Annotated in this window: 19 protein-coding genes; 8 read left to right on the top strand and 11 right to left on the bottom strand. The window is 34.9% G+C overall.

Annotated elements, in window-relative coordinates; genetic code table 11:
* Positions 1-100: 100 nt before the first annotated feature.
* A complete protein-coding gene (gene amaA / locus F8162_RS18585) occupies positions 101-1,270 on the bottom strand; it encodes an N-acyl-aliphatic-L-amino acid amidohydrolase (RefSeq protein ID WP_151631159.1) in 1,170 nt (389 codons plus the stop codon).
* A 336-nt stretch (positions 1,271-1,606) separates the two neighbouring features.
* Here amaA and F8162_RS18580 point away from each other — a divergent pair, with 336 nt between their 5' ends.
* From F8162_RS18580 to dltD, 5 genes are all read left to right on the top strand, one after another.
* Positions 1,607-1,753, top strand: a complete 147-nt coding sequence (locus F8162_RS18580) for a teichoic acid D-Ala incorporation-associated protein DltX (protein ID WP_000440293.1) — start codon at positions 1,607-1,609, stop codon at positions 1,751-1,753.
* Positions 1,754-1,765: 12 nt separating this feature from the next.
* On the top strand, positions 1,766-3,280 hold the full coding sequence (dltA, locus tag F8162_RS18575; RefSeq protein ID WP_151631160.1) for a D-alanine--poly(phosphoribitol) ligase subunit DltA: 1,515 nt from the start codon (positions 1,766-1,768) through the stop codon (positions 3,278-3,280).
* Positions 3,277-4,443: a D-alanyl-lipoteichoic acid biosynthesis protein DltB gene (dltB, locus tag F8162_RS18570; protein WP_000127944.1), complete on the top strand. Its 1,167-nt coding sequence runs from the start codon at positions 3,277-3,279 to the stop codon at positions 4,441-4,443. The genes dltA and dltB overlap by 4 nt, the downstream gene beginning before the upstream one ends.
* Positions 4,444-4,512: 69 nt before the next feature.
* Entirely contained in the window at positions 4,513-4,752 is a 240-nt protein-coding gene (gene dltC, locus F8162_RS18565) for a D-alanine--poly(phosphoribitol) ligase subunit DltC (RefSeq protein WP_000807310.1), read from the top strand.
* Complete coding sequence (dltD, locus tag F8162_RS18560) at positions 4,749-5,924, top strand: D-alanyl-lipoteichoic acid biosynthesis protein DltD (RefSeq protein ID WP_151631161.1); 1,176 nt, start codon at positions 4,749-4,751, stop codon at positions 5,922-5,924. The genes dltC and dltD overlap by 4 nt, the downstream gene beginning before the upstream one ends.
* A gap of 17 nt (positions 5,925-5,941) precedes the next feature.
* On the opposite strand, the gene F8162_RS18555 is transcribed toward dltD, so the two are convergent.
* Positions 5,942-7,036 (bottom strand): NAD(P)H-dependent flavin oxidoreductase, encoded by a 1,095-nt coding sequence (locus F8162_RS18555; protein ID WP_151631162.1) that lies wholly within the window; start codon positions 7,034-7,036, stop codon positions 5,942-5,944.
* Positions 7,037-7,151: 115 nt separating this feature from the next.
* On the opposite strand from F8162_RS18555, the gene F8162_RS18550 reads away from it, so the two are divergent.
* Positions 7,152-8,072 (top strand): S66 peptidase family protein, encoded by a 921-nt coding sequence (locus F8162_RS18550; RefSeq protein WP_151631163.1) that lies wholly within the window; start codon positions 7,152-7,154, stop codon positions 8,070-8,072.
* Between the two features lie 27 nt (positions 8,073-8,099).
* Here the strand turns inward: F8162_RS18550 and F8162_RS18545 are convergent, their stop codons facing one another.
* Positions 8,100-8,498 (bottom strand): SseB family protein, encoded by a 399-nt coding sequence (locus F8162_RS18545; protein WP_087958001.1) that lies wholly within the window; start codon positions 8,496-8,498, stop codon positions 8,100-8,102.
* Between the two features lie 182 nt (positions 8,499-8,680).
* The gene (locus tag F8162_RS18540) at positions 8,681-9,172 is read right to left on the bottom strand and encodes a carboxymuconolactone decarboxylase family protein (protein WP_151631164.1); all 492 of its coding nucleotides are present in this window, start codon (positions 9,170-9,172) and stop codon (positions 8,681-8,683) included.
* Between the two features lie 63 nt (positions 9,173-9,235).
* Here F8162_RS18540 and F8162_RS18535 point away from each other — a divergent pair, with 63 nt between their 5' ends.
* Both F8162_RS18535 and F8162_RS18530 read left to right on the top strand, forming a co-directional pair.
* On the top strand, positions 9,236-9,688 hold the full coding sequence (locus F8162_RS18535; RefSeq protein ID WP_151631165.1) for an Lrp/AsnC family transcriptional regulator: 453 nt from the start codon (positions 9,236-9,238) through the stop codon (positions 9,686-9,688).
* A 100-nt stretch (positions 9,689-9,788) separates the two neighbouring features.
* The gene (locus F8162_RS18530) at positions 9,789-9,971 is read left to right on the top strand and encodes a DUF3913 family protein (protein WP_000707104.1); all 183 of its coding nucleotides are present in this window, start codon (positions 9,789-9,791) and stop codon (positions 9,969-9,971) included.
* A gap of 29 nt (positions 9,972-10,000) precedes the next feature.
* On the opposite strand, the gene F8162_RS18525 is transcribed toward F8162_RS18530, so the two are convergent.
* The 7 genes from F8162_RS18525 to nrdF form a co-directional block, all read right to left on the bottom strand.
* Positions 10,001-11,014 carry a CPBP family intramembrane glutamic endopeptidase gene (locus F8162_RS18525; RefSeq protein ID WP_151631166.1) on the bottom strand — a complete coding sequence of 338 codons (1,014 nt, stop codon included), beginning with the start codon at positions 11,012-11,014 and terminating at the stop codon, positions 10,001-10,003.
* 188 nt (positions 11,015-11,202) lie between these two features.
* Positions 11,203-11,979, bottom strand: coding sequence for an ABC transporter permease (locus F8162_RS18520; RefSeq protein ID WP_151631167.1), 777 nt, complete (start codon positions 11,977-11,979; stop codon positions 11,203-11,205).
* The gene (locus F8162_RS18515) at positions 11,979-12,881 is read right to left on the bottom strand and encodes an ABC transporter ATP-binding protein (protein WP_151631168.1); all 903 of its coding nucleotides are present in this window, start codon (positions 12,879-12,881) and stop codon (positions 11,979-11,981) included. Before F8162_RS18515 ends, F8162_RS18520 begins: the two co-directional genes overlap by 1 nt.
* A gap of 14 nt (positions 12,882-12,895) precedes the next feature.
* On the bottom strand, positions 12,896-13,684 hold the full coding sequence (locus F8162_RS18510) for an ABC transporter permease (protein ID WP_151631169.1): 789 nt from the start codon (positions 13,682-13,684) through the stop codon (positions 12,896-12,898).
* Positions 13,681-14,379: an ABC transporter ATP-binding protein gene (locus F8162_RS18505; RefSeq protein WP_151631170.1), complete on the bottom strand. Its 699-nt coding sequence runs from the start codon at positions 14,377-14,379 to the stop codon at positions 13,681-13,683. Before F8162_RS18505 ends, F8162_RS18510 begins: the two co-directional genes overlap by 4 nt.
* A complete protein-coding gene (locus tag F8162_RS18500) occupies positions 14,376-14,756 on the bottom strand; it encodes a GntR family transcriptional regulator (protein WP_000687513.1) in 381 nt (126 codons plus the stop codon). Before F8162_RS18500 ends, F8162_RS18505 begins: the two co-directional genes overlap by 4 nt.
* 216 nt (positions 14,757-14,972) lie before the next feature.
* On the bottom strand, positions 14,973-15,941 hold the full coding sequence (nrdF, locus tag F8162_RS18495) for a class 1b ribonucleoside-diphosphate reductase subunit beta (RefSeq protein ID WP_151631171.1): 969 nt from the start codon (positions 15,939-15,941) through the stop codon (positions 14,973-14,975).
* Positions 15,942-16,007 lie beyond the last annotated feature (66 nt).

Here is a 16,007-nt window from a genome sequence, read left to right as displayed (position 1 = left end):
TCATATACTATAAATGAGCATAGTTCTTTCTCAGCCCTCTCTGACGGAAAGAAATAAAAGCAACTGCGATAGAGCGCAGTTGCCTTTTTTTTATACTTTTCTATGATTTTAGTAGTCTTATCGCTGTCTCTAGAAATAATTCCACTCCATAAATTAAAGCTGATTCATCTACATCAAATTTTGGATGATGATGCGGATAGCAAGTATCTACCTTTTCATTCCCCGTCCCCAATTTAATGAAGCAACCTGGTGCCTTTCTTAAATATGCTGAAAAATCTTCTCCTCCCATAGAAGGTTCAAGCTTCACAACACGCTCATTCCCAAACAAATGTAGTGCACTTTCTTCTACTACTTTCGTAATATATTCATCATTAATAACCGGATCATATCCGTATCGATACGTATATGTATACTTTCCTCCATGTGCCTTTGTAATTCCTTTCACGATTTTCTCAATTTTCTCTTCTGCTTCTATCCTTAACGCTTGATTAAAAGAGCGCACAGTTCCCATTAAAGTTGCTGTGCTAGGAATGATATTATCAGCCATCCCCCCATGAAACTGTGTAACTGAAACGACTCTTTGCATGAAAGCACTTGTATTTCGTGATACGATATGTTGTAGATTTGTAATAATCTGCGCTCCGATAGCAATAGGATCTATCGTTTCTTCTGGCCTCGCTGCATGCCCTCCTTTCCCTTGAATTTCAACTGTAAATACGTCTGGTGCCGCCATCATCGGCCCATAAGCAATTCCGATTTTCCCGCTCTCAAGTCCTGACATAACATGTAAACCTATTACATAATCAACACCGTCCATCACGCCTGCCTCAACCATTTCTTGTCCGCCGCCGGGATATACCTCTTCTGCGTGCTGAAAAAATAGACGAATCTCACCTGCAAAATCTTCCTTTATATGTGATAGCACCTCTGCTGTACTTAACAAAATAGCTGCGTGAGCATCATGCCCACATGCATGCATCACTCCCTTATTCACAGATGTATAAGATTTCCTTGTCTCCTCTTGAATTGGCAAAGCATCTATATCAGCCCGAATCGCAACTACTTTCCCTTGTTCCGTTCCTCTTTTAATTGCTAGTACACTATACTTCGTCGGTCTCGTTACTTCAAAAGAAGAAAATGAGCATAACGTATCATATATAAATTGCGAAGTTTCTTTTTCATGAAATGATAATTCCGGATGTTTATGAAAATACCGTCTCCATTTCATAATGTTTTCTTCTGAAATAAGATCCTTCCACATGCTCTTCATCAGGAATGCCTCCTTTTATGAAACTTTAGCAATGCATACATTAACTATGAAAAACTCAAAAATTCAAACAAATATTACATTCCTATCCATTCTCCCAGATCACTTTTATACATTCACACAATCCACTTCCTATTTACATATCAAACCCATTACAAATTGATGCTGAATGTAATATAATTGCTAAGTTAGGGATTTTCTTTTTTAGTATTTAGTGCTAATATCAGAAAAGAGCCTTTTGACTTATTTTTACCTAAAATGTGGAATTTTGTTTTTTTCACAATAATGTAGGACATGATACCTACAAAGAGCTATTATTTCATTAAGAGAGGGAAAGACATGGAAAGATTAAAAGAGATATGGTCTCGACCACTCACACAATGGGTTGCAAAGACGGTTTATTACCTTGCAATTTTATTTGCATTACTTTGGTTGTATGGATTCCATGATACAAACACAAGTACATTTATTTACAATGAATTCTAGGGTGGGAACGTTATGAAGTTATTAGAACAAATTGAAAAGTGGGCTATTGAAACGCCTGATCAAACTGCTTTTGTTTGGCGAGATGCGAAAATTACGTACAAACAATTAAAGGAAGATTCTGATGCGTTAGCACATTGGATTTCTTCTGCGTATCCAGATGATCGTTCACCAATTATGGTGTATGGCCATATGCAACCTGAAATGATTATTAACTTTTTAGGTTGTGTAAAAGCTGGACATGCTTATATTCCTGTAGATTTATCTATCCCAGCTGATCGTGTACAACGTATCGCTGAAAATTCTGGTGCGAAACTACTTTTATCAGCAGCAGAAGTAACTGTAACTGATTTACCAGTTCGCATTGTAAGTGAAGACAACTTAAAAGATATTTTCTTTACTCATAAAGGGAACACTCCAAATCCTGAACATGCGGTAAAAGGTGATGAGAACTTCTACATTATTTACACATCAGGAAGCACAGGTAATCCGAAAGGGGTTCAGATTACTTATAACTGCCTTGTAAGCTTTACAAAATGGGCTGTAGAAGATTTCAACTTACAAACAGGGCAAGTATTCTTAAACCAAGCACCTTTCTCATTCGATTTATCTGTCATGGATATTTACCCATCATTAGTAACAGGTAGTACACTTTGGGCAATCGATAAAGATATGATTGCACGTCCAAAAGACTTGTTTGCTTCTTTAGAGCAATCGGATATACAAGTATGGACTTCAACACCCTCTTTCGCAGAGATGTGTTTAATGGAAGCATCTTTCTCTGAGAGTATGCTACCGAACATGAAAACATTCTTATTCTGCGGTGAAGTATTACCAAATGAAGTAGCTAGAAAATTAATTGAGCGTTTCCCGAAAGCAACAATTATGAATACGTACGGTCCAACAGAAGCTACTGTCGCTGTAACAGGTATTCACGTTACAACAGAAGTGCTTGATCAATACAAATCACTTCCAGTTGGCTACTGTAAATCAGACTGCCGCCTTCTTATTATGAAAGAAGATGGCACAATTGCACCTGATGGTGAAAAAGGTGAAATCGTAATTGTCGGTCCAAGCGTAAGCGTTGGATATTTAGGAAGCCCTGAATTAACAGAAAAAGCATTTACTATGATTGACGGTGAGCGCGCCTATAAAACAGGCGATGCTGGCTATGTTGAAAATGGTCTTCTATTCTATAATGGTCGTCTTGATTTCCAAATTAAGCTGCATGGTTATCGAATGGAATTAGAAGAAATTGAGCATCACCTTCGTGCGTGTTCTTACGTAGAAGGAGCAGTTATCGTTCCAATTAAAAAAGGTGAGAAATACGATTATTTATTAGCGGTTGTTGTTCCTGGCGAACATTCATTTGAAAAAGAATTCAAATTAACATCTGCAATCAAAAAAGAACTCAATGAGCGATTACCAAACTACATGATTCCACGTAAATTCATGTATCAATCTTCTATTCCAATGACACCAAATGGAAAGGTAGATCGCAAAAAATTATTGAGTGAGGTTACAGCATGACCGCATATGGATCATTTTATTTTTTCGCTATAGTGGGCATTTTATTAATACCTACTATCATAGCTGGATTAAAAGGTAAAATGTTGCGTAAATATAATGCCGTATTAACATTAGTCATGCTTGCTATTATCTTCTCGGATAAACCGAAGCAAGCAATTATGTTAGCCGCATTTATTATTTGGCAATATGCCCTGATTAAAGGCTATTTATTATTAAGAAAACAAAAGAATAGTACATTCACGTTTTGTATAGCTGTTATTTTATCGATTTTGCCACTTATTTTGGCGAAAGTCGCACCATTTGTTCCTGAACTAAAATTTGTTGTCTTTTTAGGAATGTCCTATGTAACATTTAGAGCAGTGCAAATGGTATTTGAAGTTCGTGATGGCTTAATTAAAGAACTTTCCTTCTTTAATTTTTGGGAATTTGTTTTATTCTTCCCAGCTATTTCAACGGGACCTATCGATCGTTATCGTAGATTCCAAAAAGATATTCAAAAGCCACCTAGCGCTGAGGAATATCAAAATTTACTATATACAGGATTAAACCGTATTTTCCAAGGTTTCTTGTATAAATTTATTATCGCTTACTTAATAAAACAATATTTTATGGATCCGGCATTTGCTCAGCAAGATACAATCCTATCTAATATGATATATATGTATAGCTATAGCTTATATTTATTCTTCGACTTTGCTGGTTATAGCTCATTTGTAATTGGTGTAAGTTATATGATGGGTATTAAAACGCCAGAAAACTTTAATAAACCATTCATTAGTCGTAACATTAAAGATTTCTGGAACCGCTGGCACATGAGTTTATCATTCTGGTTCCGTGATTTTATTTACATGCGTTTCGTCTTTTTTGCAACGAAGAAAAAGTTAATTAAAAACCGTTACACAATTTCGTATATCGGTGCATTTTTAAACTTTTTCATCATGGGAATTTGGCATATTACTGGTGAGCATGTGTATCAATACATTATTTATGGTCTATATCATGCCGCGCTGTTCATTTTATTCGACATTTTCGAACGAAAAAACAAGAAGCATAAGTTTTGGCCAAACAATAAATTTACACACGTCCTTGCGATTGTAATTACGTTCCACGTTGTATGTTTCGGTTTCCTAATTTTCTCTGGACACCTTAACAGATACTTTTAATGCACCCTTCTTATAACTAGTAAGAAGTTGCACATATAATATATTTCGGATATAAAGGAGATTTTAAAAATGGCAGAATTCAAAGAGCAAGTATTAGATATTTTAGAAGAAGTATGTGAAAACGATATTGTGAAAGAAAACTTAGATGTTCAATTATTTGAAGAAGGTATTCTTGATTCTTTCGCTGTAGTATCTTTATTAGTTGAATTCCAAGAGCGTTTAGATATTGAAGTTTCTATTTCTGATTTTGACCGTGACGAGTGGGCTACTCCAAACATGGTTATTAAGAAGTTGGAAGAAATCCGATGAACAAAGCAAAATTTGGTCCGATGCTTTTAGCATTGGCCCTTTTTGCTGTATTCTTACTTATTCCAACGCGCTTCCTACTTCCACTTTTAAGTGATGAAAAAGTAGAACAAGCTGCCACTTCTTTAAAAGAAGAAAAGATTCAAAGTATGATTTTACAGCAAAAGATGTTAGCAGACTCAAAATACCTTCCGATGTATGGTTCATCGGAATTCGCACGTATGGATGCTTACCATCCATCAAATTATTTCAAAGTAAAGCCTGAAGGATTCACACCATTCCTACTTGGACGCGGTGGAACACAAGACCTTGTACATGTATTAAACTTTGCATCTACAATGGATCAATTGAAGGATAAGAAAATGGTATTCGTTCTTTCCCCGCAATGGTTTGTGCCACAAGGTATTGATGAGACACACTTTGCACCTAACTTTTCAAAACAACAAGGTTACCACTTCATTTTCAACGATGATGTAAAACCTGAAATGAAAAAGCAAATTGCAAAGCGTTTATTAAACTTTGAGATTGTTAAGAAAGAAACTTTACTTAAAATTTCGCTTGAAGGTATCGTTTACGATGATACAAAGCATAAAGTAAAAGCACTTGCTGCTAAACCTTTCGCTTATATTTATCGTAACATTTTAGATCGCAAAGATTTATTTACAGCAATGTTTGATATTAAACCGCATAAAGAAAAACTTGACCCTTCATTAAAACAAATGAACTGGGATGAAACTCGTAAACATGCAGATCAAACAGGTGCAGCAGAATCTGGATCTAATGAATATGGTATCGAAGATGGTTACTTCAACAGCAAAATCAAGAAGAAATTAAAGCAACGTGAAGGCTACTTAAAAAATGATGCTTATGATCAATCGCCAGAATATGAAGATTTACAAATTGTACTTGATTTATTAAAACAATCTGGTGCAAAACCACTCTTCATTTCTGTTCCTGTAAAAGGTCCTTGGTACGATTACGCTGGCTTCCCGAAAGAACGCCGCGAATTGTACTATAAGAAAGTTCATGAGCAAATTGAGAAAGCTGGCTATCCAATTGCCGACTTCTCAAATCATGAGTATGATAAATACTTCTTAAAAGATCATATGCACTTAGGTTGGAAAGGCTGGGTTTATATCGATGAGGCCATCCAACAATTTTATAAAGCAAACTAATGAAAAGACCGCTTGAATTATTCAAGTGGTCTTTTTTTATATACATTTTGCAATTGTTCGATTACGTTATCTGCTTCTTCCATCACTCGCTCCACTACATGCTGAGCTGATTCTATTCGTGCTAATGATGACGCTTGTCCCGCCCAAAGCGACATATATTCTCCTTTATTTTGTTTTGCTGCTTCTTGGCGTATTTTAGAGGTTAATACATTTTGCACTGGATACATCGGAAGCCCTTCTTCTTTCCCTTCATGTCTCTTTATAAATTCATTACGAATGCCCCGTGCATATTTCCCTGAAAACGCACGAGTCACAGTTGTACTCGTATCTGTACTATGTAACACTGCTTCTTTATACACATCATGCGTAATACTTTCTTCACTCGTTAAAAAGGCTGATCCCATTTGAACAGCTTCTGCCCCCAGTGTAAATGCCGCAACAAGCCCTTGTCCGTTCATTACACCACCTGCTGCAACAATTGGGATATGCGGGACTGCTGCTACTAACTGCGGAATTAATGCGAACGTCCCAATCATAGCGTCCTGTTCTTTTCCGATAAATGTCCCTCTATGCCCTCCTGCCTCGCTACCTTGACCGACAATAATGTCTACTCCTAATTCAGCAAGCACTTTCGCCTCTCTCACATGAGTAGCTGTTCCGATGACTTTTATTCCCCTTCTTTTTAAGTCATCTATTTCTTCTTTTTCTAACGTTTGAAATGCAAAGCTAACAACTGGCACGTTTTCTTCTACTAACACTTGTAATTGTTCTTTATAACTTTTCGGAAGCTTTAACTGCTCTTCTTCCTCTATGCCGAATTCTCTATTCACTCCGCTAAGTAATCCCTTTGCCAAGTTTATCTTCTCTTCTTCTATCTGTATCTCTTTCGTTAACAGTAAATTAACACCGAAAGGCTTATCTGTTCGTTCCCTTATTTTATAAATCGCTTCACGAATTTGTTCAGCGCTCATATAGCCTGCTCCAAGCGTTCCTAACCCACCGCTATTACTTACAGCTGCAACAAGTTCTGGCGTCGTAATCGCACCCGCCATACCTGCTTGAATGATTGGATACTTAATTTGTAATATATCTATTACACGACTTGTAAACATCATTTCTCCTCCTATTCCCCTTATATCTTCTTTATTTGACAAACTTTCCCCTCCTTTTACAAGGGTTGAACTTCATAAGAAGCGAATATATTGAAAGGGAAGGAGGCTAAAAACAATGATATATCCAAATGCGTTACAACAAGGTGATACAGTAATGATTATTGCACCGTCCGGCCCACCAACAATTGAAAATGTATTAAAAGGTGTAAACGTACTACAAGCAATGGGGTTATCTGTAGTAATCGGGAAGAGTGTTTATGAGAAATATGGATATTTAGCTGGAAGTGATCAAGTTCGTCTCGATGATATACATGAAGCTTTTTCAAATCATGAAATAACGGCCATTTTCTGTGCACGAGGTGGTTACGGAAGTGCCCGTCTCCTCCCTCACATTCAATATGAAATCATTCGGCAAAATCCAAAAATCTTTTGGGGATATAGCGATATTACAGCTTTACATATTGCCTTTTCACGTTATGCGAAGCTCGTTACTTTTCATGGCCCAATGGTGGAAGAGTTAGGTAAAGGGGTAGATTCTCTTTCTTTATCTTCTTTCAATCAACTATTCCATCCGTGTTCCACCATCTTATCTGCTTCAGAATGTATCGTACCTACCTCTTCCTGTACCGTTACAGGCACGTTAGTTGGAGGGAATTTAACTGTATTAACGAGTATAATTGGCTCATCTTATGAGATAAATACGGCTAATAAACTTTTATTGCTTGAAGACATTGGAGAAGAACCGTATCGCATTGACCGTATGTTAAATCAGCTACTTTTATCTGGAAAATTCAATGAATGTAGTGGTGTTATTTTTACAAGTTGTCACGACTGCACTACATCTAAACCATCTCGATCATTGCAAACAATACTATATGAATATTTCGCACCATATCATATACCTGTCCTATTCGGTTTACAGATTGGACATATAAGCCCAAACATCGGGATTCCTCTTGGAGCCACAGCGACAATAAATACAAATAATAAAACACTCTCTATTTCTTCTGGCGTAGCCACTCCGTTTTCAAATTAAAAAGGAAAAGCGATTCAGCTTTTCCTTTTATTTATAATAATTAAAAATTCGTCCAGATGCGATATCTGCAATTTCTTCTGGAATAAATGTTTTACTTATATCAGTTCCAACATTTAATACTGCTGTAGCATCTTTCTCAATGCTACCAAATAACTCTTTCCCACGTATCGTAATAAGGGGCGTTCCTTCTGGCAACACGTCTTTTACAAATTCCATTTGTGTAAAGAACGGAACAATCCATCTATCCTCTCCTTGAAAATGACGCAAACGAAGTATTCCTTCTGTTGCCCCGTCCTCTGCTTCTAGTGAACCAGCAACATAAAACTCAGTAGATAAGAGCAATTCATAAAATTCCTTTTGCTTCTGTTTATCGTTCCCTGCTACAACAAGTACTTCTTCTATTCTCTTTACCGGAATTTGCTCCATATGATGCCACCCCTATTTCAAAATGATTGTACTTAGATTATACGAAATATTCTTATTTTTTTCTACATAATTCGCAATTATTTTCTTAAAATAATTTTAATACTTCTTTTGTCTTCACAATCGTAGCAAACTCTTCATGTTGCAACGCCTTTTGTACATCAATTATGATAACTGCTATTTGATTAGTCATCACTTTCTCCTTCATTCGGCTGTAATTGAAACAGAAAACCAAGTTGCTGTGACGCAGTAATAAAACAAATATAAGCGCAAAGCTCTACAATTTCTTTTTCCGTCCAATATTTTTTCAATACATGAAACATATTATCATCTATCGCCTTTTTGTCATGAACAAATGTATGTGCAAAAGTAACTGCTACACTCATTTCTTCTACCTTTTGCATATCATCAGGTCTTCCCTTTGCCATACAGTACGGACATTCATTCCCGTACGCTAATGTTCTTCTTACTTGCTCCTTCAACTCTGCCGAGAGAGTTCCCTTATTATATAGTGTATCCTCTAACGTACCCCATGAATGTAATAGATCCGGATTATGTCCTAATAACTTTTGAAACTTTGTATCTCCTACATTTGATAATGAAATTCTCTCCATCATTTCCCCTCCTATTTCCTTCCGTTTTATTGTAAAATAAATAAAGTTCACTTTACATTTCATATGAATTTTAATTTATATTTTTACTTTACAAAAATTATTATTTTACTGGAGGTATATTTACAAATGCAACTAGACCGTGTCGATCGAAAGATTTTAAATGAATTATATAATGATAGTCGCCTTTCCATGCGTGAATTGGCAAAGCGAGTAAACTTATCTGCTCCGTCTACTGCAGAACGTGTCCGCAAACTTGAAAGTGAAGGCGTTATTCAAAAATACACAATCGATATCGATTATAAAAAAGCAGGACTTGTTTTAGATTGTATTTTAGAAATCACTTTAAAAAATGGTGATACAACACGCATGCAACAGTTTATTCAGTCTTATCCATCTGCAAGTTTTTGTTACCGCGTAACAGGAAGCTTATGCTACATTGTAAAAATATCTGTTCCTTCACTCGTTGAACTTGAAGATTTTATCAATGATGTTTCTTCATATGCAACGACAGTTTCTCATATCGTATTATCAGAAGTATCTCTTACTCCTGATATTGAACATATCTTCCCAGAAGTTTAATTTATTTTTATTCGCAAAATACAAAAAAACCCCTTACAATAAGAATAAAAATAATATATTATGTATTAAAATACATAAAGTTCGAGAAAGGGGCTTTACATTGAAAATCTGGTTTTATGAAAAAACGGCACAATTAGATGACTTGCTTGGCATTTGGGATAATGTTCCCACTATCCCTCGAATTGGTGAAAAAGTGGAGATTTTAAAAACAGTCCGTATCGTTACAGATATTAAATATGTAAAGAACGGTAATAATTTTCGTGTAGAAATTATTACAAATTAAAAAGTAGCTCTTTAGGAGCTACTTTTTAATTATCTATCCTGTGCTTTCTTTATAACGATTTTATCTTCTTCTACAGATACTGTTACATAATCATTTTCTTCTAATCGAAGCTTATTTACTGCTTCATCTGGTAGCTCTACAGCCATCAGTCTATCTGTTACGATCACTTGACTATACACTTCATTTTCTGGTGATGTATTCACTACCTTTTCTTCATTTATGAAGCGTACTGGTGGCACACCCACTTCTTTTACTATACGCCATTGTTTCCAAACGTAAGGAATTAACCAAAGTAACCCAACAACTGTTAGACCGATACCGATCCATAAATTACTTTGCGCTTGCAATTCAATAATTGAGATTGCGCTACTCTCTTCTCCACCGACAAATTGCATACTTGTTGCAATTAAATTATTTAGAGCATGTACAGCGATATTCGTCCATATATTTTTCGTCTTCATGTATAAAAGACACATTACAATACCAAACATAAATGCACCAATAACATCAAAATGTCCTAAACCAAAAATAAGTGAAGATATGATTACAGCTTTTTTAATTCCCCATTTATAAGCCATTCGCTGTAAAAAGAATCCCCTAAAAATAACCTCTTCCATAATAGGTGCTAATACACATGCTGAAATGAAAGTAAATATCGTCATATATACGTTACTCGTGTTAATAACATTTCCGTCTTCTAACATAGTAACTAAGAAATTCGGTAACGTATGTGCTAATATGTAAAATTGAATATGAGATATACCAACTGAAAAAATCATTCCCATTATCGTCGCTAATATAATTAATCCCCACGGTAAACGTCCTGGCTTATCAAAAAAACTGTTAAATACAACATTATTTTTATTTGTTTTTACGTATAACCAAAATAACGGAAATACAAAAAATAATGTTATTTGTGAAATAACCTCCATCGTATTCTCAGAAACATTTGATAGACCTAATGGGATCATCGTAAGGAACACCCCTATAATCATCCATCCAAAAAAGCTACGTAGTCTTATACGTGAAAATGCATAGTGCATATAGAACACCCCCAAAGATAGTAAAATAAATGGTGTGATAACTAAATTATAATATGAATATAGTTGAAATTCTTCCTGTTTTTCTTAAATTCTTCCAAACAACATATAGTAATCATTTTTTTCAATTGAAATCTACAAGAAAGTTATGTAATAAAAATCCCCGTTTTTACATGCGGGGATTTCTTTTATTATAATACGTCACGTTTTTGGAATAATGCACTTGATGCTACAAGTAATACAACAAAGTATGCAGCTACAAGTAATAATGAAGTTGTAAATGTAAACTCTGTAAATGTTGGTTCCATTCCGCCACTTACTAGTTTATTACTATCGTACACACTTAAATTCAAATGGAAAAACACTACAAATTTCGCTACACCTTTTGCAAACATCATCAGTACCATATTAATTGGTCCTTGTAAGAAGAAGAGGAACATCGTAATAATTAATGGTAATACAGACTTTCTAAACACGTTTGCTAAGAAAAATGCAAGTGTCGCAAAGAAGAACGGTGAAAGTACTTGATATAAAGTAGATTTCATTACGATTCCTACCGTTAATTCTGTTTTACTACCATCCATTACAATTCCGCCAATCATCATTGAAATGATCGTGTTAGCAAATATGATAAATACTATAGTAAGTAATACTGTAATATATTTAGAGAATAAAACGGTAATTCTTTTTCTTGGACGGATTAATAATTGCTTAATTGTACCTTTTTGGAACTCATCCGTAATCATACGAGTAGCAATCGTAATACTAAAAATTGTTGCAAGTAAAGTAATTAAACCAATATCTGAACTTGCAAAATCTAAATATGATCCTTTAAATTCACTTCCGTCTCCCCATTTCAGCATCGCTAAAACTCCCAAAATCTCCAATACTGCAATGACACCAATTAAAATATACATACCTTTTTTCGCATGTAACTTTAAAAATTCATTTTGAATTAATTTAAACATTACGCCTTCACTCCCCCTGTAATCGCTAAGAACTCATCCTCTAACGTTTTATTTTTAACAGTAACTCCGTATACAAGCACATCGTCATTCACAAGTTTTTTTACAAGTTGTGGGATTTCTTCTTTCATTACAGATACTGCAATTACATTTCCTTGTGTCTTACCTTTAATGATTTCATTTGCTTTCTGTACTTGATCTACTTCAAATGCTACAACTACTGTCTCATCATGTTTCGCTTGTTCGTGTAAGTTGTACTCTTGCACAAACTCACCTTGCTTAATAATAACGACGCGATCACACATGAGTTCAATTTCACTTAATAAGTGACTTGATACGATTACAGCAATATTCTCTTCTTTCGCTAAACGTTGTAAATAATCTCGAATTTGGCGAATACCAGCTGGATCTAATCCATTTGTCGGCTCATCTAAAATCAAGATTTTCGGCTGATGAAGTAATGCCTGTGCAATTCCTAAACGTTGTTTCATACCAAGTGAATATGTTTTCACTTTTTTATGAATCGCATGCTCTAACTCAACAAGCTTTACAATTTCAGCAATGCGCTCTTTACTAATTGGTGTAATTGCCATATTCGCAAAATGCTTTAAGTTTTGCATTCCAGTCATATAATCATATAGTTCAGGATTTTCTACGATCGCTCCAATTTGCTCTAGCGCCTTTTCACGCTCCGTGCGAATACTATGACCACAAATTGTAATATCGCCCTCTGTCATTGATATAAGACCTGTCATCATACGAATTGTCGTCGTTTTACCACTACCGTTCGGTCCAAGGAACCCGTACACTTCCCCTTCACGAACTTCAAATGATAAACCACGGATAATTTCCGTTCCACCAATCTTTTTTCGAACATTCTCTAACTTTACTACTACGTTTCCCAATGTTGATTCCTCCTTTAGACTTCTAGTTTTTTGTCGATTATGCGACCTGTTATATAAACAAGTAAAATAAATATACCGATTGAAAAAGCAATACTATATAAATTCATAAGTTTTTCTGGATAGAGCAACACATTCGCTCCTGATGAATCATCTATATATATTAATTTTGTTATTAACGGCGCAGTAGGTGCAAGCCCGCCTAGCATGTCATATATCGTACCTAATAATTTTGTTACTAGCAAAAATAAGAAAAATACAATTGGATATTCTACCTTCTTCTTTTTTAAAGCAAACACTTTCACGCTCGCTACTACAAAAAGTAAAATAAGCAATATACTAGAAAAATTAAATATATACACAATAGTACTAAATAGGTGTTTTAATGGATTTAATACACTTTGGTCAAACAACACTTCGTAGAGCTCTGTACCTTTTATTATTTTCATAGAAATACTATATAAAAAAATAGAACTGATTACTTCAAAAATAAATAGACCAATTGCAGTATATAATAATGTTGCTAAAACAATCTTTTTACCTGATATCGATGTTAAACGAAATAATGTACTTTCAGTCATTTTCCCAAATGCAGAGACCGCCTGAATGTATATCATCGCTAGAAAGGCTAGATATACTAGAAGAACGAAACTAACTATAATTGTTTGCCTTACCTCTCCTGATTCTTGCTTAATATAATTCCCTAAACTTACGAAGGCTACAGCGATAACAAATATAAATAAAAGCAGCGAAATAATAATTTGCTTTTTATTCGCATTGTACATATATATTAAGCTCGGCTTCATCTACTAAACACCTCCTTAAACACATCTGTAACAGCTTTCCCTCGCTGGAAGCGTAACTCTTCTACATTTTCATACAATACAATTTCTCCATCTTTTAAAAAGATTACTTCATCAAAAATATTTTCAACTTCATTTATTAAATGAGTCGAGATTAGTATCGTACAATCTTCTCTATAAAATTGTAGAATGAGATTCAATACGTGCTCTCTAGAAACGAGATCAATTCCGCCAAGCGGTTCATCTAGTACGTACAACTTCGCTTTCCTCGAAAATGTTAAAATAATTTGTAGCTTTTCAATCATACCTTTTGATAAAGCTATAATTTTTTCTTCTAACGGTATTTTAAATTCCGCAATCGTATCTACCGCTTTTTGAATGTCGAAGTCTTTATAAAAATCTCGATAGAAAAATAAAGAATCTTTTACCGTCATCCAATTATCAAATACTGGTTTATCCGACATAAAAGAAACAATTTCTTTCGTTTCTAATCCGACCTTTTTACCAGCGATTGTAATACGCCCTTCGGAAGGATGCTGCAGACCGGCAATCATTTTCAATAACGTCGTTTTCCCGCTTCCGTTATCTCCGACGAGTCCTATAATTTTCCCTTCTGTAATCTCTATGTTTAATTCACGAATCACTGCTTTTAATCCGTATCTCTTCCATAAGTTTTCTATTTTTAATAACTCTGTCATTCGCTCTCCTCCCTCTTCTCATGTAATGAAGAACGAAGGATTGTAAGAATTTCTTCTTCTGAAAAACCTAAATTGTCCATTCCATCTATAAAAGAATGAAGTAATTCTTTCGCCATCTCTTTTCGCAGCTCCATAATTTTCTCCCCTTCATTCGTTACATATCGTCCCATTCCTCTACGCGTAACAACAACCCCATCCCGTTCTAGCTCTTGAAATGTACGCTGAATCGTATTTGGATTTACTTGTAATTCACTCGCTAATTCACGTACAGAGGGAATTTTGTCACCAGGCAATAAATGTCCTGTTACAATTTCTTTTTTTATGTATTCCATTACCTGAATGTAAATTGGTGTATTTGGAGAAAACTCTATTTTCATTTCTTCCCTCCTTTTGTATTAGTGTACTAGTTAAATAATACACCGATACAAAAGGATTGTAAATACCCATTTAATTACAAAAAAGTTCTATCCATTAGCCGGATAGAACTTTTTCCATAGAAATCGTTATACAAAAATAATAGTGTTATGTAAACAAACTCATAAAGAAAAGCTGTCTTATTCATTGATAAGACAGCTTTTCTTTATGAGCATATATTAAAAATTAAACACGAAGTCATCATCAGATAACTTTTCAACGTTCGTTGCTTTTACGTAACCATTTCCTTTTACAGAGAAGAAATCATGGTTTTTCGTATCTGTACGTAAACCATTTAAAACGATTGGGTTAATTTCTTCTTCTTCAAACTTCGGCTCAAGTCCTAAGTTCATAAGTCCTTTATTCGCATTGTAACGAACGAAACGATTTACATCCTCTACAAGACCGATAGAAGTGTAAATTTCTTCTGTGTATGCCATTTCAATTTCATATAGTTCCATTAATAACTCTTGCGTTTCTTTTTGCACTTCTTGCTGATCTTCTGCAGAAAGTTCCGCGAAGATTTGCTGTGCTAAAATACCAACGAATACGCCGTGAATTGACTCATCACGAATTATTAGGTTAATAATCTCACCACTTGCCGTCAATTTGCCTTGACCTGCTAAGTAAAGTGGATAGAAGAATCCACTATAGAATAAGTAACTTTCTAAGAATACACTTGCTACCATTGCCATGTATAACTCTTTTTTCGTTACTTCAGGCTTTAATAAACGACGATAGTAACTAGTAACAATACCAGCTTTTTTTTCAAGTAATGGATGATTGTCTACCCATTCAAAAATATCATCAATTTCTTCTTCAGTAGCTAACGTTGTGAAAATATGACTGTAACTCTTCGCATGTACTTCTTCCATAGCACCCATGAAAGCTAATACACTTTTCGCTTGTAAATTTTCAAGATGAACAAGTACAAGAGGCATCCCTTCGCCACCTTGTTTCGTATCTAAAAGTGTTAAACCACCTAATACACGCTTATAAGCAATTTGCTCTTCTTTTGATAACTGTGCCCAAGTATTTTTGTCAGAAGACACTGCGATTTCTTCTTCTGTCCAAAACTGAGCGATGTTTTGCTTCCAAAACATTAAACTAAAATCATCTTCTTTTTTGTTCCAGTTTACCGCACGCATTCAATCGCCCCTTCTCTAAATAAACATGAAAAATTAATAACTAAGCATGAGCAGGGTTCAAAAAAC

Source organism: Bacillus sp. CH140a_4T (assembly GCF_008923725.1).
GTDB lineage: Bacteria > Bacillota > Bacilli > Bacillales > Bacillaceae_G > Bacillus_A.
This window is presented reverse-complemented; position numbering and strand designations above follow the sequence as displayed.